Raw genomic sequence first — 20,179 nt, forward strand, 5'->3', positions numbered from 1 at the left:
GGGCGAGGCGGGGGTGGAGGCGTGGAGCGGCTTCTCCATGACGCACGTGCTGCATTCCCAGTGGATGCTGCCGCCCATCCTGAGGGCCGTGGGCTTCGTGGGGTGGGTGCCCACGCTGGTGCTCTGCCTGCTCGCCGCCGTATGCGTGGGAGAGGCCGTGGCCCTGCGCTCGCACCGCCTGTTGCTGCCGGCCGTGGTCGTCATGGTGGCCCTGGCCGCGCTGCCCCGGCTGCCCGTGGCGGACGATGCGCTCCAGGGGACGGGCGTGGTCCACATGGCCTCTTCCGTGCGGGTGCCGAAGTCGGTGCCCGAGGCCACGGAGCGGCTCATCTGGCCAGAGTCCACGGTACGGGGGCTCCAGCGGGGGACCGAGGGGCGTGTGTCACGGCCGGAGGTCCTCGAGGCCTTCGATGCGCGCCTGCCGGTCCCCGCCATCGCGGGGCTGACGCTCCGAACGCCCGAGGGTTTTTTCAACGCCGCCGCCGCCTTTGATGCGGACGGGCGTCTGCGGGAGACCCGAGGGAAGTCCATCCTCGTCCCCATCGGCGAGCGCTCCATCTTCGGGCTTCAGGGAAAAGGGGAGCCGCTCGTGGCCAGCCAGGCCAGGCCGCTGCTGTCCCTCGCGGGGCGGAAGGTGATTCCGCTCATCTGCTACGAGGCCTTCAGCCGCGCCACCGCCTTGCGTGGACGGGAGGCGGGAGGAGAGCTGCTCGCGGTCCTGGCCAGTGATCTGCCCCTGGCTGGAAGTCGCTTCGCCGTGGACCAGGCCATCGGCGGCGTGGTGATGCGGGCGGTGGAGCTGCGGCTGCCCGCGGTGCGAGCCTCGCTGGGAGGCATCGCGGTGGTGGTGTCTTCCGACGGCCGCGTGCTGGCGCGGAGCGCACCGGGGACGAGCGGAATCCTCACGGTGTCCCCGCCGCCGCGGATGGCGGATGCCACGCGCGAGTAGGCACGGTCCTGAAGTCTCAGGCGCCCCCAAGGGCGAGTGGGCGTGTTGACGGCCGCCATGGAGGACGCGGAACGCCTCCGCGCGCTCCTTGGGCGCCTGGGCCTGAATCAGCGCAGCGGCAATCCCAGCCGCATGGCCAGGAATGAAATCATCACGTCGGCCGCGGCCTGGGTGTATTCGTTCGTCATGCGGCCATGAAGGTAGAAGGACATCCGCAGGCTCGCGGTGCCGAACTCCACCGCCAGCGCCGCGATGTCCGGCGACCCCCGCGGGATGTCGATGCCGCGCGTCGCGAGCAGGCTGCGCGCGCGCATGCCGAGGCGCGCTATCGTGGATTCGAGCGCGTGAAAGCTCACATCGGAGACTGGCCCGGTCAGCAGGACGACCTGCGCCGCCGGATGCGTGCGGTAGAAATCCGCCGCGGCTTGAACCATGCGCGTGATCTGTTCCTGCCAGTTCCTGGCCCCCGCGAGGCCTTGGGCATAGCTCGACAGGTGCGCTTCCAGCGCCCCGAGTTGGCGCTCCGCGAGTTCGTTGAGCAGGGCTTGGGGGGTCGGAAAGAACTTGTAGATCGTCGAGCGAGGGTACTCGAGACGTTCCGCCAGCGTCGGGATGGAGAAGGCCGAAAGCCCTGATTCGAGCAGCAGTTCCTCCGCCGCCTGGAGCACGGCATCGACCCGGACCTTGGCGCGCTGCTGCTGCGGCTTGCGCGCCACGAAATCTGGGTTGGGGGCGGATTGACGCGCACCGTCAGTCATTGCACTGGACTCCATTGCGTTCGTCGCGGACTCGAAGTCGGCGGAGCTGGTTCTTGCAGGCCAGGGCTCGCTCGACAACCCAGCGATAGAGGCCGTGTCGTTCCTCTGACTCGACGCCCGGACAGGCACCCGCCCAGCCCTGGCTTTCGCAAGAGGCGATTAGGCGACAAATGTCGCCTACGACACTTTCGCGACAAATGTCCCTTTCCGGGGCGCGCGGAAAAGACGCTCATACCCCGCGTGCGACTCGGAAACCGACGTCTCCGAGCACGCGCCCACCCGGTCGGACCGAGGCCCCATCCGACCGACCCACAGGAATGTCAGCAGGAGGGACGTCATGGCGGCACGTCTGACTCGAAGCGTTCTCGTCGCGATGTTTTTTGTCTGTGCCGGCAGCACACCGGCGGCAGCTCAATCGGACCTGCTCGGCACCAAGCGTGGAGGGCACTACTGGTTCGAGTTCTGTACGGGCAAGTCCGATGCGACGCTTTTACCGCCCGACCCACGCTCACTCGTGACGCCGACGTCGAACAAGAACGTCGTCTTCAACGTGGGGTGGAACTCGTGCATGGACCGGACTCCGCTGACGTGTGGCGAGCTGCGGTCGACCCACGCGGCGGGAGGGCGGCTGCTCGGCGGAAACGGAAACCCCGACGCCGGCTGGGAGTTCAGCGGCCATTCCGCCTGGAGTCTCTGGTCGATGTCGGCGTCCCAGTACAACGCGCTGTGGCTGAGGTGGGGGCTGCCGTTTCGCCCTTCCGACTTCGACAACCTCGCCGCCGAGCGCTACGGCAGCCCGCTCAGCCCGCAGCGCAATCCGTATCCTCTCCCGTTCGAGGATCCGAACCGCACGAACGGTGGCTCCGGCCAGCTACCGATGGCACTGACCCAGACACGCAACTCCGACGGCTCGTGGAGCGGACAGATTGGCGTCACGTGTTCCGTCTGTCACAGCGGCCAGATTGGCAAGGCAAGCGACGGCGCGGGCCTGGGGGGGTTACACGGCACCAACGGCCTCACCGATGTGACGCTGTTGTTGAGCGAGTTCGGAGGCCTCAACCCCGCCTTCACCCTCGCCTCCCTGAACCGCATCCGCGGCACGGGGAACATCACCAACTTCCAGCTCTTCGCCCTGCTCACCATCTTCGACCCTGACGGGACGATTCCCGGCGTCTTCCTCAATCCGGAGATCTGGGCGGCCGGCTCGACTGGCACGGAAGACCCGCCGAACTGGTGGAACCTCGGGCACCGTCCGGTGAAGTTCTTCGACGCCGGGATGAGCAGCGACGCCACGCGCATCGAGCTCTCGTGGTACATGCCGGGCGCCGCACTGCCGAACTACCAGGACGGCTACGACTGGATTCTCGCCAACGAGTACCAGGCGAACACCTGGATGCTCGGTCTGAAGTCGCCGGCCTACCCTCTGCCGGTCAACACGACGCTCGCGGAGCAGGGGGCGCTCCTGTTCCACACGCTCAATCTGTGGGCAGCGAACCGCAACAACCCGGTCGCGAAGCCGCAGCAGGCCGGCAACGGCTCGTGCGCGAGCTGCCATGGAGCCTACGCGCCGCGCTACGTGAACGATCCGAGCTTCCTCGCCAATCCCTTGTTCGAGGGCATGGCGGCCAACGTCACGCCCATCGACGTCATCGACACCGATGAGGCCCGGCTGCTCGCCAACGACGGAGCCGTCGAGACCCAGGCCAGGTACAGCTTCTTCGGGTACGAAGGTCAGGATGGGTGCGCCGAAAAGTACAACATGATCGGCTATCTCGCGCAGCCGCTCTACGGTATCTGGGCGTCCGGTCCCTACTTCCACAACGGCTCGGTGCCTGACCTCTGGAGCTTGCTCAAGTCGTCGGACCGCCCGCGAATCTGGCGTCGTAAGTCGAAGTCGCCGAGGTTCGGCGTCGTGATGGGATTCGAGACCGACCTCGCGAAGGCCTATGACCCAACCAAGGTCGGGTGGAAGTACGACACGGTTCCGTGCAGCAACCTGACCTTCTCACCGTTCAACCACTGCAATCCGTGGGATCCAAACGAGACGCCGCTCATCGAGAGCGGGCTGTCGCTGCTGTACGGCAACGGCGCGCTGGCCTGGAACCTCCTCGGCAGCATCGTGGCTCCGACTTTCTCGAACTCGGATATCGAGGATCGCAAGATCTACAACACCCGGATGTTCAGCCAGTCGAACTCGGGCCACACGTTCACCGACGTGCTGACCGATGCGGAGCGCACCGCGCTCATCGAGTACGTGAAGACGTTGTGAGCCCTCTCCCGGAGCGTGGCGGGGATTCGCTCGCCACGCTCCGGCGTACTTCATCGGCGCCAGGCGGGGAGGCAAAGAAGCCCCCTGTGTCAGGGAAGTTGTCGCCTCGGCTGACGTGCCGAGCTGACCACCCGAAGGGGCGAGTGCAGGCGGTTGCAGTGCCGTACACAGACGCATTCAAGGCGCATCTGTTGAAGCGGATGATGGGTCCAAGCGCGGCGAGTGCTGCGACACTGGCCCAGCAGGCGGGAGTATCCCAGCAGCCGCTGTCGCAGTGGTTGCGTGCGGCAAATAGGAAAACAGGTCACCAGGTCAGCGGCAGTTCGTGCACGCCGAGCAGGTTCTCATCCTTCTTGAAGCGAACCTCCTCCAGCGGCACGGCCAGCCGCGACGTGGGGATGCGCTGGAACAGCGTCTTGAACACCACCTCGAACTCAATCAGAGCCAGCGCGCGCCCCGTGCACAGGTGGATGCCATGGCCGAAGGCGAAGTTGCGGTGCGCCTCCCGGTGGAGGTCCAAGCGGTCCGGCTCCTCGAAGACCGTCCCGTCACGGTTGGCGGAGTCCGGCTGCGCGAGGACCCCCTCCCCGGCGCGAATGAGCTGGCCGCCCACGGTGACGTCCACCGTGGCGACGCGCTGCCGGGCGAGATGGGAGACATTGACGAAGCGCAGGAGCTCCTGGACCGCCGCGGTGATGGCGGCGGGGTCCTCCAGCTCACGGAACTTCCCGAGCTGCTCGGGGTGAATCAGCAGCGCCAGCGTCCCCAGGCCGAACATGTACGCGGACGGTCCGTGCCCGGCGTAGTACAGCGCGTGGAACAGGGAGGCCGCGTCCGGAGGGCTCAGCTTTCCCGTCGCCACCTGCTCCGTGACGACGCGACCGATGAGCGTGTCGCCAGGCTCACGCAGGTTCGCCTCCACCAACCGCAGGAAGAAGTCATCCAGGGCCATCAGGGCCGCCCTCGCCTCCTCGCGGGAGGACGCGCGGGAGCCGACCGTCCTACTGAGGACATGCAGGTCCTCCGCGCCGTCCTGGGGCACGCCGAGCAGATCGCCAATGACTTGCAGGGCCACGGGGAGCGCGAACGCCGCCATCAGGTCCACTGGCTTCGGCCCTGCCAGCATCGCGTCGAGCGCCGCGTCCACGGTGGCCTGGATGCGCGGCCTCAGGGCTTCCATCCGCCGGGGCATGAACTCCTGCACGAGCATGGCCCGCTGCGCCCGGTACTCCGCATCAGGGCGAAGGAAGAAGGCCAGCGGCCTCCCCTGCCGTGCCACCGCCGCGGGCGACAGGTGCGGGAACCCTGGCAGTGTGGAGTCCGCCACCAGCCGGGGATCTCCCAGGACGGTCAACACGTCGTTGTAACGACTCACCAGCCACGGCGTGTTTCCGTCCCACAACCGCACGGGGCAGACCGGAGCGTCCTGCCGCAGCCTCTCGTATTCAGCGGGAGGCTCCAAAGGGAGGCTCCAGTCCTTGGGGAAGGGATAGGAAGGGCTCATCGGGGTGCGCCTGTTCGCTCGAGCCAGGCAGCGACGCCCGCCACGGTGGGGTGCTGGTACAGCTCGCGCAGGCTGAGGTCCTGGCCCATCTCGCTCCGGATGCGGACCGCGACTTCGACAAGCTGCAAGGAATGGCCGCCGCGCTGGAAGAAGTCGTCGTCCGGAGAGACCGAGTCGACCTTCAGCACGTCAGCGAAGATGCGACGGAGGTGTTCTTCCCTCGTCCCCATCGGGGAGCGCGGAAGCGATGTCCGCGCATGATGCGTCGCGGTCCGCAAGATTTCCTCGTAGGCCGCGAGCAGCCCCTCGATGAAGGCGGGCTCGAAGAGACTCTCATCGAACTCGGCCCACACGGTGTACGCGCCGTCGGAGCGCTCCTCCACCCGAAGGGTGAGTTCGAATTTCGCGGAGGGGAGGTCCAGCAGGGGCTCCGTCACCTCGCAGCCGTGCAATGACAGTGCTCCCGCCGTGCCCGCCGGATGGTAGGCGAAGTTGACCTGGACGACGGGAGACCGCGTCGGGTCTCTGGGCGGGGCCAGGTCCGCGACGAGCTGCTCGAAGGGCAGGTCCTTGTGCGCGTAGGCCGCCGCCGTGGCCGCCGCCACCCGGGTGAACAGCTCGCGAAGGTCGGGGTCGCCGCGCAGGTCCACCTGGAGCACGACGGTGTTGACGAAGAACCCGAGCACCCGCTCGACCTCGGGCAGGTCCCTGTTGGCCACGGCCAGTCCCAGCAGCACCTGCTCCCGTCCCGCACGGTGCCCGAGCACCAGGCCGCAGGCGGCGGCCAGCACCGTGAACACCGTCTGACGCTCGGTGCTCGCGAGGGCGCGCACGCCGTGGGCGACGGCGGCGGGCAGCACCCGGTGCATGCGCCGTCCCCGCCCCAGCACCGGACGCGGGGAGACGAGGTCCAGGAACAGGGGGACGCCCGACAGCTGCTCCCTCCACCAGCGTGACAGCGCTTCACGCCGCTCGGCGGTGAGCTGCTCGCGCTGCCATGCGGCCCAGTCCACGTACTGCACGGGCAGCTCGGGCAGAACGGCGGAGTCTCCCAGGAGCGCCGCCCGGTACACGAGGGCCAGCTCCTCGGTGAAGACCTGGAGCGATGCGCCGTCCGCCACCAGCAGGTGCACGGCGAAGACGAGCACGTGCGTCCGGGGCTCCAGCCGAATCACGGTGAGCCGCAGCAAGGGACCGTGCTCCAGGTCGAACGGCCGGGCCGCCTCCTCGTGCGCGTGTCGCAGGGCCTCGGCCTCCGTCGCGACCTCCAGGAAGCGGACATGCCCCTGCCCTTCCGCGGACACCTGCTGCAGCGTCCCCAGCGGGAAGACGGTGCGCAGCGGTTCGTGCCGGGCCACCAGCACGTCCAGGGCCTCCCGCAGGGCTCGTGGGTCCAGGGGCCCCGTCACGCGGTGGCAGCGAACGGTGGAGTGGGCCGCCCCGGTGGGGTCCATCCGGTGCAGGAAGCACAGTCGCTGCTGGGCGAACGACATCGGGAACGCGGTCGTCATCCGCGTGGCAGCCTCTTGATGAGGGGCTTCGCGACCGGAGCCTCGGCGAGCGCGTGGGCCAGTTGCGCGATGGTCGGCCCGGTGAGAATCGTAGCGAGTCCGACCTCCCGTCCCACCATCCGGCTCAGCCGGGAGGCCAGCCGCATCGCCTGCAACGAATGCATGCCGAGCGCGAGCAGACTCTCATGGACATCCACCCGGCTTGCGCCCAGGAGCTCGGAGACCACCGCCGCGACGCGGACCTCGGCCTCGGTCCTCGGCGCCGTGTAGGGCGCGTCCGGGCGCCGGTCGGTCGTGGGCAGCCGCGAGTGGTCCACCTTCCCGTTCGGAGTCAGCGGCCAGGACTCCAGGACGACGACCTCCGAAGGCACCAGATGCGCCGGCACCCTGCGCGCCAGGTCCTCGCGCACGGCCTGCGCCGACACCGGGGTCGCCGACCCGGCCACGACATAGCCCACGAGGCAAGGCTCCCCCCCGCGCGAGTCGACACGCGCGAGGGCATCCACCACGCCGGGATGCGCGGCCAGGACGGCACGCACCTCGGCCAACTCCACCCGGACGCCACGGACCTTCACCTGTTCATCACGGCGGCCCAGGAACTCGATGACGCCTCCGGGCAGCCACCGGGCCAGGTCCCCACTGCGATAGAGCCGCGCACCCGGATGTGAGCCGAAGGGGTCCGGCACGAACCGCTCGGCGGTGAGGCTCGGCTGGTCGCGGTAGCCCCTCGCGAGACCAGCCCCACCGATGCAGAGCTCCCCCACTGCACCCGGCGGAGCCACCTGCCCGTGCGCGTCGAGCACCACGAGGTGCGCATTGAACAGCGGTCGCCCGATGGGCACGTGGGTGGCTTCGGAGTCGAGCCCGTCGTCGAGCCGGTGTCCGCTGGCCATGACGGTGATTTCCGTGGGGCCGTAGCCGTTCGTCAGCTTCGTGAAGCCTCCGCGCTCGAGCGTGCGGAACGCCTCCAGGGGGAAGACATCCCCGCCCACCACCACGCGGTCCAGGGCGGCGAAGGCCTCCGGCGCGTCGGCCGCCAACCGGGGCAGCACCACGGGGGGAATCACCGCATGCGTGATTCGCTGGTCGATGAGACAGCGGGCCAGCCCCGGCACATCCCAGCCCGGCGGCAGGAAGTGGACCGCGGCGCCGTTGAGCAGCGCGCCCCAGACCTCCAGCACCGAGATATCGAAGGTCACCGACGCCATCGCCAGCATCGTCTTGCCAGGACCCAGGTCCTCGGCCAGGGCCGTCCGGTACAGCAAGGACACGACCGACTGATGCTCGATTTGAACGCCCTTGGGCTTGCCCGTCGACCCGGACGTGTAGAGGACATACGCGAGGTCCGACGGACTCCCCTCCGGCAGCGGCGGCCCGGACGACGCCGGGGGCATTTCATCCAGCACGACAGTGGGCAGGCCGTTGAGCCGACCCGCCAGCGCCGCCGTGGTGACGAGGGCATGGGCCCCGGCCTCCTGCATCAGCGGCTCCAGCCAGGCCGGAGGAGCGACTGGGTCCAGTGACAAGAAGGCCGCCCCCGCCATGAGGATTCCCAGTTGGGCCACGACCAACTCCGCCGAGCGGGGGATGCACACCGCCACGAGCGCCCCACGACCGACGCCCAGGTCGCGCAGGTGGTGCGCCAGGTGCTCCGCCCGACGCGTCAGCTCGGCATAGGTCAGCACGCCGTCGGCGGACCTCACCGCGGGGGCGTCGGGCGCGCGGCGGGTCCACCAGGCGAACAGCTCGGTCACCCGGTAGCAAGGAGCCTCCTGGCGTGGGCCCACGCTGACGAGCGCGCGCCGGTCCGCGTCGTTCATCAGCGACAACCTGGACACGCGGGTGTCCGGCGCGTCTGTGATGGAGCGCAAGAGCTGCTGATACGCGGACAGCATGCCGGTGATGAAGAAGTCCTCGAAGAGGTCGGAGTCGAACTCCCACGAGAGCAGGATGCCGCTCAGGGAGGAGCGTGGACTGGAGCGCACGGGGGCCTCGGACCGGGGAATGCTCACCACGTCCCCGCCCAGCCGTTGGATGTGCCCCGGTTCGGAGTAGAGCGGCACCGCGACGACGGACAGCTCGAACTTGGCCGAGCCGTTGCCCAGTCCCTCCACGAAGGAGACGTCGAGGGGTGACGCGTCGAGCGTGCCCACCGACGAGTCGTGGAAGTTGAACATCGTCTGTATCAACGGGTTGAAGCCACCCTGATGCCGCGCGGGCGACTGCGCGAAGATCTGCTCATAGGGCAGCTCCTGGTGGTCATAGGCCTCCAGCGTGGTGCGCCGCATCCTCGCCAGGAACTCCTCGAACGAAGGGTCGCCGTCCAGCCGGCCCCGCAGCACGACGTTGTTGATGAACATGCCCAGCATGCCCTCGGTGTCCTGCCAGCGCCGGTTGGCGACCGAGGAGCCGACGAGCAAATCCCGCGAGCCGGTGTACCGGTGCAGGAGGACGAAGTACGCGGAGAGGAGCGTGGTGAAGAGGGACGCGTGGTTGCGGTCCGCCAGGGCCTGGAGGCGGCGCGCGAGCTCTCCGTCCAGCTCCACCCGGGGCGCCACCCCACGAAACCGTCTTCCATTGGGAGCAGCACGGCGGGGGAGCTGGAGCCGGGTCTCCGCGCCCTCCAATTCCTGACGCCAGAAGCGGCGCTGCGCCGCTGCGGCCTCGGTCCCCACCCACTCCCGCTGCCAGCGCGCGTAATCGTAGTACTGCACCGCCAGCGCGGGGCGCCGCACCTCGCCGTGGCGGACATGTTCGGCGTAGCCGTTGAGCAGCTCGCGCACGAAGACGTTGAAGGACCAGCCGTCATGCACGATGTGGTGTTCGACGTGCACGAAGAGGTGCTCCTGCGCACCCAATCGCAACAGCCGCCAGCGGAAGGGCCGGCCTTCGGCGAGCGCGAACGGGGCCTGCACCGCGTCCCGGACGGCCTCCGCCACCCGGGTGGCCAGCAGCGCCTCGTCCACGCCGCTGAAGTCCTGGAGGGAGAGCTCCACCTCCCACGGGGCTTCCAGCTCACACCGCAGCTCTCCATCCACTTCGGGGAAGCGGGAGCGCATCACGTCGTGGCGACGCACGATGTCGGAGAGGCTCGCCTGCAGCGCGGCGAAGTCCAACGCACCCGCGAGACGGAACACCGCCTGCGTGTGGTAGGCCCGCGCGTCCGGGTTGAGCTTGTGCATCAACCACACCCGCTCCTGGCCAAACGAAGGCGTGAGCGCCATTCCCGCGCCGCCGCTCCGAGGGCCCAGGTCCACCCCACCCCGCGCCTCCTGCAAGCGCGCCGCGAGCCGGGCCACCGTGGGGGCCTGGAGCACCTCGCTCAACTCCAACCGCGCGCCCATCACACGCTGCACGCGGGCCACGAGCTGGGTGGCGAACAGCGAGTGTCCTCCCAGCTCGAACAGGTTGTCATCACGCCCCACCCGCTCCATCCCGAGCAGCGCCGCGGCGATGGCCGCCAGCGCCACTTCGCCGGGCGACTCGGGTGGCTGGTAGTCCGTCCGCTCCGCGCGTGGGGGGCGAGGCAGTCGCGCCCGGTCCACCTTGCCGCTGGTGTTCAGGGGCCAGGCCTCCACCACGACCACGACATCCGGCACCAGGTAGCCGGGAAGCCTGCGTCCAAGCTCCGCGCGCACCACGTCGCCGGACAGTGCTGCTCCGGTGGCGGGCATCACGTAGCCCAGCAGGCGCTCCCGCGTGTCGTCGATGAGGGCGACCGCGTCCCGCACGTCCGGCAGCGCGGCCAGGGCCGCTTCCACCTGGCCCAGCTCGATGCGTGCGCCGCGAATCTTCACCTGGTCGTCGCGCCGGCCCAGGAACTCCAGTGTGCCGTCCGGCAACCACCGGCCCAAATCGCCACTGCGGTACAGCCGCCCTCCCGGCACCGGACCGAACGCATCCGGAATGAACTGCTCGGCGGTCAGGGCGGGCCGCCCCAGATACCCGCGCCCGACACCCTCCCCGCCAATGCACAGCTCACCCGGCACCCCGTCGGGGACGAGGCGCAGTTGCTCATCGAGGATGACCCCGTGGTAATTGGAGAGGGGGCGGCCAATGGGCACGCGCTCCCCCTCCACGGCGCGCACCACATGGAGCGTGCTGGCCACCGTCACCTCCGTCGGGCCATAGCCGTTGACGAAGCGGTGGTGCGCGCCCCACTGCCGGGCCGTCTCCGGAAGGCACACATCCCCGGTGCTCATCACCACCTGGAGGTCGTGGAAGCCGCCCGGTTGCAGCGTGCGAAGGACTGTCGCGGGCAACACCGCGTGGGTGATGCGCCGGTCCACCAGCACGTGGGCCAGCGGCGCACCGGAGAGCGGCGACGCATCCAGCGTCTCCAGCCGGCCTCCGTTGGGCAGCGCCATCAACAGGTCGAACAGGGAGGCATCGAACGACGGGTGGAAGAACTGCAGCACCCGCGTGTCCGGCCCCAACGCGCCCAGGAAGTCCCGCTGCGCATGGAGGAGGTTGGCGACGCCGCGATGCTCGGTCATCACCAGCTTGGGCTCGCCCGTCGAGCCCGACGTGCAGATGATGTAGGCGAGGTCCTCCGGGACCAGCGCCGTGTCCTCCACGGCCGTCACGCCGGAGCCCACGTCGGCACAAGCATCCAGGAAAGACACTCCCGGCACCTCGCTGGCGGGCGAACCCACCACGAGCGCCGCGCCGACCCTGCGAACGATGTCCTCGCGCCACACCTGGGGATGTGACGGCGCCAGGGGCAGATAGGCCGCACCCACGCGCCAGACGGCGATGGCGAGCTCGACGAAGGCAGGGCCCCGCTCCAGCACCACCGCGACCACGTCTCCGCGCCCGATGCCCCGGGCCCGCAGGCTGGCGGCCAGGGCACACGTCCGCTCCTCCAACCGCGCATAGGTGGTTTCAGAGCCACCCTCCGAGAGCGCGACGCGGTCGGCATGCCGCCGGCACTGCTCGGCGATGACGTCCACCACCGAGCGCCACGGTCCATGGTCGACCCTTGCGCCCCGCACGCGGGCAGCCTGCGCTCCGCCATCCAGCACCCTCCGCGCCTCCTCCGGGGTGTGGCCCTCGAGCGCCCAGGGACTCTTCAGACGGAGGCTGGAGAGCAGGCGTTCGTACTCGGTTCCTGTCACCAGGGCGGACGGGGGCGTGGGGGGCAAGGGAGCTCCTGGAAGCAATGACATACCTCGCGGCTGCCGCGCGGAGGGGCCCTCCGGCACAGCTCGCTCCCCCGGAGCCCTAACACGCGAAATTCCACTGCGACAGACTTGAATGGAACGGGCCCTGGCCTCATGGACGCCCGGGCATTGTCCTACAGCGAATGAGCATCCGTGGAACCCTCCTCTGGTAGAAGGCGCGAGGAACGCATACGCGCAGGATGTAGGAGTGCACCGTGGCCTCGAACAACATCGCGCATCCCCCTGGACTCGGGCTGTCGCTCTTCGCCGTGGGCGATGTCTTCGTGGACCGCGACGACCCGGCGACGGCCTTCCACTCCGCCCGCGACGTCCTGCGCTCCGGTGACGTCGTCTTCGGCAACTGAGAGGGCGTCTTCAGCGACGGCATCCATCGTGCCCCCAGCGCCGGCTCGACGCTCACGGCGCCCGCGGCGAACGCCGCCCCATTGGCCAAGGCGGGCTTCGACATCATGTCATTGGCCAACAACCACAGTCTCGACGGGGGACATGCCGCGCTCTTGTCCATGCGCCGGACATTGGCTGACCTGGACATCGCCACGGTGGGCGCGGGCGCGAATCTCGCGGAGGCCACCGCGCCCGTGTATCTGGAGCGCAATGGAACACGGCTGGCCTTTCTGGCCTTCAGCTCCGTCTTTCCCTACGGCTATGAGGCGCGCCCGGGTGTCCCCGGTCTGGCTCCCTTCCGTGCACACACCCGGTACACGCCCGTGGATCTGAACGTATGGAATCCGGGCATGGCCCCCGTGGTGAGCACCGAGCCGCTGGTCGAGGACCAGAAGGCGTTCATCCACAGCCTCACCGAAGCCACGCGCGAAGGCAGACATCGTCGTCGCCAGCTTTCACTGGGGCGACTCCACCGTGCCGTATTCGCTGACCGACCATGAACGACGGACGGCCCGGCTCGCCATCGACCACGGGGCCGACGTCGTCGTGGGCCACCATCATCACATGCTCCGCGGTGTCGAATTCCATTCCGGAAAGCCCATCTTCTACGGCCTGGGACACTATGTGTTCGACCTGCCGAACCTGACTGAGCGCCTCGCGAAAGACGGTTACCTGGGCGTGGGACGGCCGGAAGAGATGGCGGCCTGGGCCCGCAAGTTCGGCGAGTACATGATTCGCCCCCGGGAGGGCTACCCCCTGCTGCCGTTCCACCCGGATTCGAGGCTGACCGGCGCGGCGGTGATTCACATCGCGCCGTCCGGGCGCATCTCCGCCGGATTCCTGCCAGCGGTCATCAATCCGGCCAACGAGCCGATACACGTGTCCGCGGACAGCGACGAAGGCAGGCGGGTGGTCGCGTATCTCGAACGCTGCTGCGCGGCCGAACAACTTCCGACAAGGCTGGCCACCCCTCGGCCCGACTCCGGACTGCCCGCCTCGTGCGTCGAGTTCGTCTCGACCTCAACCGACTGAGCCATTGAGACGTCGGGCAGCTTGTTCCTACTCGTACTTCTCGTTCATGTGCGTCCACGAACGCGCGGCCAGTTCGCGCAGCACCTTCTGGTCCACGTCGGCGAGCTTGTTGATGTAGAGGCAGCTCTTTCCGTTCTTGTACTTCCCCAGCTTATCCATCAGCGGATCGGACGCGAGGAGGTCCGGCACGATGTAGAGCACGGTCGCGCCCTTGCGTGGGCTGAAGCCGATCTTCGGCCAATCCGCCTCACCCATCGTGTTCGTCAATTTGTATGAGCCATAGCCGATGATCGACGCCCCCCACATCGCGGGCTTCTCGCCGGTGACCTCGCGCAGCAGCTTGTCAATCGCTTTGGCGTCCGCGCGCCTGGCATCGTCATCGACCGTGGCGATGAATTCGGCGACGGAGGCCTTGTTCTTCTGCGTTTTGACCGGCGCCTTCTTGGCTGCGACCTTCTTGGCCATGAGCGTTCCTCCCGACTCGGACACCTCACGCTACGCAATCGCGCGCGGGAGCGGAAGCGTCAGGGGCGCGGCGCACCCGTGTGCCTACCCAAGATTCGGTCGCTGCGTCATGAGTGCGTCATGACGTGAGGGATGCGCATGATGAGCCGCTGGGTCCTCTCTTCCATTTGGTAGGATGGGCGGGAACATGACGTCCGCTCCCTCCAGCACGCCCCCTGCCCCCACCGCGGCTCCTCGGTTGACGCGAGGCAAAGCCGTGGTCGCATCGGGGGTCCTCTTCGTCGTGTCCTGCACGCTGCCCGCCATCGTCGCGTACAACACCGGGACCCTGGAGACGGAATCAACGTGGGGCGTGTCCATCCACGCCTCCCCAAAATTCGGCGAATGAGGTCGTTGGGAAATCCACCATGCGGACTCGATACTTCAGGCTCAACGAAGCGGTGCGGCCCGGTGACTGGTCCCTGGGCCCCCTGATGGACGGACAGGGCAAGGAACTGGAAGACATGGCGGAGTTCACCTCGGGACGGCCTGTCCAGGCCCCTGACCTCCTGAAGCTTCAGGTTCGAGAGCAGGGGCGTCGGCGCGACTTCAACCTGGCGGGCGCCGGCAGGATTCCCGTGATCCACCAGAGGATGGCAACTCACCTCGCGGAGTATGCCTCCCTGGAAGTTCAACTCCTGCCCGTGAAAGTCAAAGGCGGCTCAGGTGAGTACAGTGTTCTCGTGGCCAAGAAACTCATCCGGTGCATCGATGACAAGGCATCGCAAGAGATACAGGCCTGGAAACCAGAGGATGGGCAACCGGACAAGCTTGGCCACTACCGCAGCGTCATCGGGATGCGGATTGACCCCAGGAAGGTCGGCCACTTCCAGGTGTTTCGCATCTGGGGTTGGTCCGACGCGCTCATCGTCTCGGAGGACATCAAGGGGCTCCTGGAGAGAGCCAAGGTCACGGGAGCAGACTTCGAGGAAGTCTGAACTGGAGTTCGTGAGTCGCGCTCAGGCTGGGGATGCAGGCGGGCGAGGCCCTCTGGCCTCCGAGCGGAATGTGCTAGCTTGAGCGGCGAGCACAACCCTGAAGCTCGACTCGGAGACCTCATGCAACTGAAGCGTTTCGCTCGAAGCGTGGTTGTCGTGGCAGGACTGATGACGGGTTGCGGTGGAGAGGTCGTGGGAGTGGAGGAGCCCTCCCAGACCGACTCTCGCGAGGACGCGTTGGTTCCCTGCGGCAATGAAGAGTACCAGCGACTCTTCTACAGTGAGCCGGAGATGCGCAATGTCGTGGGCGAGTGGTTGTGCTTCTGCGGCGAGAACAACCGGTGGACGTATGGGCACGCCACGACCTATTCCATCTACACCTACCGGAACTCCTGCGATGTTCCGCTGAAGTGAGCTCCACGTCTTTATCAGCAGTCAGCAAAGACAAGGCCTCGGAAATCGAAGTGCGGGAGCCGCGGTCCGTGCTGCGCGAGAGCGGCTGGGACCGCAAGGCCGCCGCCAGCCGGTTGGGCATCTCCCGGGCCTCGCTGACTCGATTCACCGCAACAATGCTCCCGGCCAGGTCCTGGCCGTCGAGAACGTCTTCAACCCCCGGACCGAGGCGCTGCGGGCGAGCGGCGCCTGCGGCGGGAGCGCGGACGACTGGGTGGAACTTCTCGTCCGCCACGAAGGCCGCCGCCCGTGTACTCAGCGCTGAGCGGGTGGCGGAGTTCAACTCAACGCGTCCCCCCAGTTGCCCAGAAAGTCGCCCATGGTGAGTCTCACGCCTTGGTTTCGCAAGATGCCGTAGGCGGTGGTCACATGATAGAAGAAGTGGGGGATCGCGAATGCGATCAGGAACTGGCGGCCACTGGAGCGCATCGAGCCACGGCGGTGCTCGATCACGATTTCTCGTTCGAGGCCGGCTTCGAGGTCGCCTGGCGAGAGCTCTCGAAGAGAGGCAATCGTCGCATCGAGCCGCTGGTGCAGATCCGCGAAGCTCTTTGCATCGTTCGCGGCCGGCACCCGCGGCGCACCCAGCAACTGCGCGATGGCCAACCTGGCTCCCTCCGCGGCCCAGTGGACTTGAGCGGCGAGCGTGTACATGTGCAGGTCAGCTGGCGCGTGACTCGCAACGCCGTGCATGAGCCCTTCCGCGGCGAGTCGCGCGTCCAGCAACGCCGCTTCACCGCTGCCACTGGCGGCGACATGGGCTTCGGCCTTCGCCAACTGCGTTTTCAAGTTGGCCAGTCCGCGGATGAACAGGCCAGCAGATAGGTCGTAGGCGTTCAAAGACATGGCCCATCCTTCACCACATCAATGCCACCAGAGTCAATGCGAGGGCCCGGGACTCGTGGTCGCCTTCGACTGGTTGAGGCCGTGCTCGCCGCGAGTCAAAAAAAGACTCCCACCCTTGGCGGGTGTCGTGCCATTGAGGAGTCTCTTCCAAGGAGAGTACCGTGAACGTCTTTCGTTGCGGCATTGCTGTCATGGCGTTGTTGGTCGTGGCCTGTGGAAACGTGGAGGAGGCACCCCAGTCCACGAGCGAGTCGGAGATCCTGTCGGAGCAGGAAGCGGAGCTGCGGGCCTGTGTCGGCACACTCGATTGCCGGACCAACTGCAGGTGCACCGATGGCGTCTGCGTCCCGGGAGGGTTCAACCCGCTTCCGCCCCAGAGCCACTGCGATGCCGCACCCGTGCGGGCCTGCACCACCGGGGCCGACTGCACCACCGGCTGCAACTGCACGGGCAACGTCTGCGTCAGTGGCGGGTTCAGCCCGCCTCCCAACTGCCTGCTCGCGCCTCCGGACTCGTACGAGAACGACAACTCCCACACCACGGCCTCTTCGTACCTGGGAAACCCTCAGCTCGGGCACACGTCCCACCGTGCGGGGGATGTGGACTGGGTGCTTGGAGCCACGAACATCAACCAGTTGATGACCGTGGAGGCCTACAACCTGCGCTACGACGTCAGTCTGCGCCTGGATGTCTATGCGTACGATTACCCCACCCGCACCCTGGGCGCGCTCCTCACCAGCACCAGCACGCTGGTCTGCTCGGACCTCACGCCCACCTGTAGGACGTACCGGACGGCCGTCAACGTGACGCCTGGCGTCTATGCGGTGAAGGTCACGGACGTGCGCAACATCCCCGCGGGCTCCGACTGGCGTCCCACCGCGGGGTATGACCTGAAGATGTACTGAGCCACGCTCCATCCCGAGGACGACACCCGCCGCGCTACCGTGGGCCACCCGGCCCACCCGACACCCAGTCAGGCCCGGCGGGAACTCGTGCAACCGCAAGCAGCCTGATGACTCCCCATCTGGTGTCTCCACAATCAGGTGGGGCACATCCGACACTGCCTTCGTCGGACGGGTTGAGGAGGGTATCTGCCGCACGAAGGCAGCTTCCATCGCGACCGCCCGCGGAGAGAAGCTTCTCGTTTGAAGGGCACCTGACACGGATTCGATGAACACGTGATAGGTCTGGTCAGAGGGCGCACCCCACTGCCAGCTCTGTAGCGAAGGACTGTAGGTGATTGAGCGTGCGGCCCTTCTATCGAGCAGTCAACCCCTACGACCCGAGAGGTTCCTCATGCACGACCGCCGCTTGATGATCGCAGTCCTTCCGACGCTTGCAATGCTCCTGGGGGCATTGGCTCCCACCCAAGCGCTGAGTCAAACCTCATGTTCCATCACTTGCATTGCGGGCAGCTGCTCCGCGAACGGTCCAAACTGCAGCTGCAGGTGCAATCTCCTTTTTGGGACCCCGATCTGCAAGTCGTCGGGCGGCTCGGGTCAGCAACTGTCCCAGTCACAAACGTTGGACCTCGTGACGGCACAAAGCGAAGCATTCATGCTCGCCATTGACGTGACACTTGCCGACAAGCCTCAGGTGGGGCAAATCCATCTCGCCATCGACAAGGCCCAGAAGGCGAACGACACCGGAGACTTTCAATCCTATCGCGTGGCAATCGATGAGTTGGATGCCGCTATCTACTCCTTGAGCGCCGAGGATCAGCAGAGCGTCCATGCGATCATTGGACAGCTCGTTGGCAAATGAGCACCTGGTCCCCTCGGCACTGAGCGCCGAGCGGTCAGCCGCCGTCGACGAGGTCCTGGAGCATGGCCGCGAGCATCGCGGCCGTGGCCGCGTCCAACGTCCCGGCGAACGGCTTCATCGGCACCATGCTCCGGAAGGTCCACACGCCACAGAAGAGAGCGAGCAGCAGCGCCGCTCGTGACTCCGCCTTCGGGGGTCCCAGCCACTGGGCGAGCGGGCGCGTCAGCCGCTCCTCCAGCAGCGTCGTCACGAGGTCACGCACCTCGGCGTCCCCCGCCGACAGCAGCAGCATCGCCAGCGTGTCCGCCTCGGGCACGGGCTTGCTCATCAGGTACTGCACCACGTGGCGGCCGAAGTCCTTCCGATCCGCCGCGAAGAAGCCCGACAGCCCCACGTCGTGCCCGATGGCTTCCCGGAACAGCTCCTTCTTGGAGCCGAAGTACCGGACCACCAGCGCGGGCGTGACACCCGCCGCCGTGGCGATCTCCCTCATGCCCGCCTGCGCATAGCCCCGCGTCGCGAAGGCCATCCGCCCCGCTCGCAACAGGTCCGCCCGCGTCTGCTCCGCGTCGCGCTGCCTCCCCGCGGCCTTGGGGCGGCGGGCCGGGGACCTGGTGGTGGATCGGCGTCTGTCGGTCATGGGCACGAAGTAAACGAGTGTTGACAAAAAATACCCCGGCCCACAACCTTGGCAAGTAAACCATCGTTTACTTTCTACGAGGTGGAGCCATGAAGAAGAACTGGAGCACTCGGGACATCCCCCGGCTGGAGGGCAAGACGGCCATCGTCACGGGGGCGAACAGCGGCATCGGGTACTTCACCGCCCTGGAGCTGGGGCGGGCGGGGGTCGAGGTCATGGTCGCCTGCCGGGACGTCCAGAAGGGGCAGGCCGCGCTGGAGCGGCTGCGCGCCGAGGCGCCCGAGGCGAGCTTTTCGCTGGAGAAGTTGGACCTGGCGAGCCTCTCCTCCGTCCGCGCGTTCGCCGAGCGGGCGCGGACGGCCATGCCGACGCTCGATCTGCTGGTGAACAACGCGGGGTTGATGGCCGTGCCGAAGCGGCAGGCGACGGCGGATGGCTTCGAGCTCCAGTTCGGAACCAACCACCTGGGCCACTTCGCGCTGACGGGGCTGTTGATGCCAGCGCTGGCCGCCAGCCGCGCGCCCCGCGTCGTCACGGTGAGCAGCACCGCGGCGTACTGGGGGAAGTTCGACCTGACGAACCTCCAGAGCGAGAAGCACTACTCGCCCATGGGGACGTATGGGAACTCCAAGCTCGCCAACCTGTTGTTCATGCTGGAGCTGGACCGGCGCGCGGGCGCGACGGGGCTCATCAGCACGGCGGCCGAGCCGGGCGCGAGCGCCACGGGGCTCCAGAAGCAGGACTTCGTCGCGCGCCTCACGCGGCTCTTCGGACAGTCGGCGGCAGGGGGCGCCTTGCCCTCGCTCTACGCGGCGACCATGCCGGACGTGAAGGGGGGCGACTACTTCCACCCTGGTGCTCGCTTCGGCCTGGTCGGGCCTCCGGCACCCTCGAAGTTCCCCAAGCGCGCTCGCGATGAGGTGACGGCACGTGCGCTCTGGGAGGCCTCGGAGCGGCTGACGGGCGTGTACTACCCGTCGTTCGCCAAGGCGACTTGATAGGGCACCGGGCGCTGCGGGCTCGTGGCACAGGCGGAAAGAACCAGGCACACGGAGGCACCGGTGAGGCAGGTTCGAAGGATTGAAGTCGTCATGGGGTGGCCAGGGACCTGGATTGCATGGGGGGAACGCCCTACGCGCTGAGGGGCCAGGCCCACGAGGCGACCAACGAAGCGTGAAGGCCCCATCCCCTGGAGCAAGACACTGTCGCACGAACATCGGCCCCCCTGGACCTCGGGGCATGAGGACGCGGAGCGCGGCCGGACGACAATTCCTTTCGTGCAGGCGTCCGGAGTCTGCGTCCCCCCATTTCCGTCCGAGAGAGTCCCATGCCCAGCCGAATTCCCAAATTGAGCAATCCTCCCACGTCGCCCAGCTACCGCCCCCCCAACAACAACGTCGCCCCGCACACCGGGCAGCCGGCGAACCCTGCACCCCAGCGGACC

Annotated in this window: 19 protein-coding genes and 1 pseudogene; 12 read left to right on the forward strand and 8 right to left on the reverse strand. The window is 67.6% G+C overall.

Translation table 11 applies throughout. From position 1 onward, the window contains the following. The coding region (locus tag HUW62_RS35140) for a nitrilase-related carbon-nitrogen hydrolase (RefSeq protein WP_217911734.1) at positions 1-949 on the forward strand (949 nt) is incomplete at its 5' end. 107 nt (positions 950-1,056) lie between these two features. Here HUW62_RS35140 and HUW62_RS35145 read toward each other — a convergent pair. After that, a complete protein-coding gene (locus tag HUW62_RS35145; RefSeq protein ID WP_163866702.1) occupies positions 1,057-1,707 on the reverse strand; it encodes a TetR/AcrR family transcriptional regulator in 651 nt (216 codons plus the stop codon). Between the two features lie 16 nt (positions 1,708-1,723). Next, positions 1,724-1,825: pseudogene (locus tag HUW62_RS49180) on the reverse strand (IS5/IS1182 family transposase); the annotation flags it as partial. 219 nt (positions 1,826-2,044) lie between these two features. Here HUW62_RS49180 and HUW62_RS35150 point away from each other — a divergent pair. Then, positions 2,045-3,976, forward strand: a complete 1,932-nt coding sequence (locus HUW62_RS35150; RefSeq protein ID WP_176436904.1) for a hypothetical protein — start codon at positions 2,045-2,047, stop codon at positions 3,974-3,976. A gap of 304 nt (positions 3,977-4,280) precedes the next feature. On the opposite strand, the gene HUW62_RS35155 is transcribed toward HUW62_RS35150, so the two are convergent. The 3 genes from HUW62_RS35155 to HUW62_RS35165 are packed head-to-tail and all read right to left on the reverse strand — an operon-like array spanning position 4,281 to position 12,135. After that, positions 4,281-5,480 (reverse strand): cytochrome P450, encoded by a 1,200-nt coding sequence (locus tag HUW62_RS35155; protein WP_176436905.1) that lies wholly within the window; start codon positions 5,478-5,480, stop codon positions 4,281-4,283. Beyond that, complete coding sequence (locus tag HUW62_RS35160) at positions 5,477-6,991, reverse strand: condensation domain-containing protein (RefSeq protein ID WP_176436906.1); 1,515 nt, start codon at positions 6,989-6,991, stop codon at positions 5,477-5,479. The genes HUW62_RS35155 and HUW62_RS35160 overlap by 4 nt, the downstream gene beginning before the upstream one ends. Beyond that, entirely contained in the window at positions 6,988-12,135 is a 5,148-nt protein-coding gene (locus HUW62_RS35165) for a non-ribosomal peptide synthetase (protein ID WP_176436907.1), read from the reverse strand. The genes HUW62_RS35160 and HUW62_RS35165 overlap by 4 nt, the downstream gene beginning before the upstream one ends. A gap of 233 nt (positions 12,136-12,368) precedes the next feature. Here HUW62_RS35165 and HUW62_RS48170 point away from each other — a divergent pair, with 233 nt between their 5' ends. The 3 genes from HUW62_RS48170 to HUW62_RS48180 are packed head-to-tail and all read left to right on the forward strand — an operon-like array spanning position 12,369 to position 13,590. Beyond that, entirely contained in the window at positions 12,369-12,518 is a 150-nt protein-coding gene (locus tag HUW62_RS48170) for a hypothetical protein (RefSeq protein ID WP_205522680.1), read from the forward strand. A gap of 21 nt (positions 12,519-12,539) precedes the next feature. After that, positions 12,540-13,058, forward strand: a complete 519-nt coding sequence (locus HUW62_RS48175; RefSeq protein ID WP_368670553.1) for a CapA family protein — start codon at positions 12,540-12,542, stop codon at positions 13,056-13,058. Then, on the forward strand, positions 13,033-13,590 hold the full coding sequence (locus HUW62_RS48180; RefSeq protein ID WP_368670552.1) for a CapA family protein: 558 nt from the start codon (positions 13,033-13,035) through the stop codon (positions 13,588-13,590). Before HUW62_RS48175 ends, HUW62_RS48180 begins: the two co-directional genes overlap by 26 nt. A gap of 27 nt (positions 13,591-13,617) precedes the next feature. Here the strand turns inward: HUW62_RS48180 and HUW62_RS35175 are convergent, their stop codons facing one another. Then, positions 13,618-14,055: a DUF1801 domain-containing protein gene (locus HUW62_RS35175; RefSeq protein WP_176436908.1), complete on the reverse strand. Its 438-nt coding sequence runs from the start codon at positions 14,053-14,055 to the stop codon at positions 13,618-13,620. A 187-nt stretch (positions 14,056-14,242) separates the two neighbouring features. Between HUW62_RS35175 and HUW62_RS35180 the strand changes: the two genes are divergently transcribed. The 4 genes from HUW62_RS35180 (at position 14,243) to HUW62_RS50150 (ending at position 15,811) form a co-directional block, all read left to right on the forward strand. Next, on the forward strand, positions 14,243-14,443 hold the full coding sequence (locus HUW62_RS35180; RefSeq protein ID WP_176436909.1) for a hypothetical protein: 201 nt from the start codon (positions 14,243-14,245) through the stop codon (positions 14,441-14,443). Positions 14,444-14,462: 19 nt separating this feature from the next. Then, positions 14,463-15,032 carry a DUF1629 domain-containing protein gene (locus HUW62_RS35185; protein WP_176436910.1) on the forward strand — a complete coding sequence of 190 codons (570 nt, stop codon included), beginning with the start codon at positions 14,463-14,465 and terminating at the stop codon, positions 15,030-15,032. A 120-nt stretch (positions 15,033-15,152) separates the two neighbouring features. Further along, positions 15,153-15,446: a hypothetical protein gene (locus tag HUW62_RS35190; protein WP_176436911.1), complete on the forward strand. Its 294-nt coding sequence runs from the start codon at positions 15,153-15,155 to the stop codon at positions 15,444-15,446. Positions 15,447-15,514: 68 nt separating this feature from the next. Then, a complete protein-coding gene (locus HUW62_RS50150; protein ID WP_176436912.1) occupies positions 15,515-15,811 on the forward strand; it encodes a helix-turn-helix domain-containing protein in 297 nt (98 codons plus the stop codon). Here HUW62_RS50150 and HUW62_RS35200 read toward each other — a convergent pair. Beyond that, positions 15,765-16,331, reverse strand: coding sequence for a DUF1993 domain-containing protein (locus HUW62_RS35200; protein ID WP_163866693.1), 567 nt, complete (start codon positions 16,329-16,331; stop codon positions 15,765-15,767). The genes HUW62_RS50150 and HUW62_RS35200 overlap by 47 nt on opposite strands. Positions 16,332-16,492: 161 nt before the next feature. Between HUW62_RS35200 and HUW62_RS35205 the strand changes: the two genes are divergently transcribed. Continuing rightward, positions 16,493-17,236, forward strand: a complete 744-nt coding sequence (locus HUW62_RS35205; RefSeq protein ID WP_176436913.1) for a hypothetical protein — start codon at positions 16,493-16,495, stop codon at positions 17,234-17,236. A 652-nt stretch (positions 17,237-17,888) separates the two neighbouring features. Next, on the forward strand, positions 17,889-18,095 hold the full coding sequence (locus HUW62_RS35210) for a hypothetical protein (RefSeq protein WP_163866691.1): 207 nt from the start codon (positions 17,889-17,891) through the stop codon (positions 18,093-18,095). Between the two features lie 34 nt (positions 18,096-18,129). Here the strand turns inward: HUW62_RS35210 and HUW62_RS35215 are convergent, their stop codons facing one another. Further along, positions 18,130-18,735, reverse strand: a complete 606-nt coding sequence (locus tag HUW62_RS35215) for a TetR/AcrR family transcriptional regulator (RefSeq protein ID WP_163866690.1) — start codon at positions 18,733-18,735, stop codon at positions 18,130-18,132. Between the two features lie 89 nt (positions 18,736-18,824). Here HUW62_RS35215 and HUW62_RS35220 point away from each other — a divergent pair, with 89 nt between their 5' ends. Then, entirely contained in the window at positions 18,825-19,733 is a 909-nt protein-coding gene (locus HUW62_RS35220) for an oxidoreductase (RefSeq protein ID WP_176436914.1), read from the forward strand. Positions 19,734-20,179 lie beyond the last annotated feature (446 nt).

The organism is Myxococcus sp. AM011 (genome assembly GCF_013372595.1).
GTDB classification, from domain to species: Bacteria; Myxococcota; Myxococcia; order Myxococcales; family Myxococcaceae; genus Myxococcus; species Myxococcus eversor.